At 66.2% G+C, this 1,102-nt stretch carries 1 protein-coding gene; it reads left to right on the forward strand.

The features are described 5' to 3' along the window. Positions 1-102: 102 nt before the first annotated feature. The coding region (locus GOARA_RS17555; protein ID WP_007323780.1) for an IS481 family transposase at positions 103-1,102 on the forward strand (1,000 nt) is incomplete at its 3' end.

Raw genomic sequence — 1,102 nt, forward strand, 5'->3', positions numbered from 1 at the left:
CTAGCTGTACTTCCCCGACACGTTGTGAACATCTGAAGTAGGACGAAGACCTCCGGGCAGGATGTGGGTTACCACACTCACCATCGAGCCACGGAGGTCTTCGTGACCCACGCTAACGCACCCTTGACGCCCGAGGGGCGTCGCCGTCTTGCTGTCCTGATCGTCGATGAGGGCTGGGCGCTCCGGCGGGCAGCGGAACGGTTTCAGTGTTCACCGGCCACAGCCAAAAGATGGGCTGACCGCTATCGCGTCGGCGAGCCACTGACCGACCGCAGTTCCCGGCCACGGACCTCACCGGCACGTCTGCCGCGGCGTACCGAGCGACGGATCATCGGCCTGCGTTGCACCCGCCGGTGGGGGCCGCACCGGATCGCCTACCACCTGCGTATACCCCGGTCTACCGTGGGCCGAGTCCTCGACCGCTACCAGATGCCGCTGCTGACGAATGTCGATCAGGCCACCGGATTACCGGTCCGAAAGCCGAGACCGAAGCGGTACGAGGTCGAATGCCCCGGACAACTGGTGCACGTCGACATCAAGAAGCAGGGCCGGATCCCCGACGGTGGTGGCTGGCGTGCCCACGGCCGCGGATCGGCCGCAGACCGCAAGGCCGGGGCTGCCCGTGATCGGGCGTCACGCTCGGGTGCGCCGGGCTCACGCGGTTACCGGTACCTGCACCACGCCGTCGATGACCACTCGCGGGTGGCGTACTCGGAGATCCTCGACGACGAGCGGAAAGAGACTGCGGCCGCGTTCTGGCAGCGTGCGAACACCTTCTTCGCTGATCTCGGTGTGAAGGTGACCGCGGTGATGACCGACAACGGTGCCTGCTACCGCTCCCACGTCTTCGCCGCGGCCCTCGCCGAGACCGGAATCAAGCACAAGAAGACCAAGCCGTATCGGCCACAGACGAATGGGAAAGTTGAACGCTTCAACCGGACCCTCGCCGCCGAGTGGGCCTACGCCCGCCCCTACGCCAACGAGACCGCGCGTGCGGCCGCCTACACCGACTGGCTACACCACTACAATCACCACCGACCCCACACCGGCATCGGCGGCCAAGTCCCCTCAGCCCGCGTTCACAACCTCACGGGGAAGTACA

The organism is Gordonia araii NBRC 100433, assembly GCF_000241265.1.
Lineage (GTDB): Bacteria > Actinomycetota > Actinomycetes > Mycobacteriales > Mycobacteriaceae > Gordonia > Gordonia araii.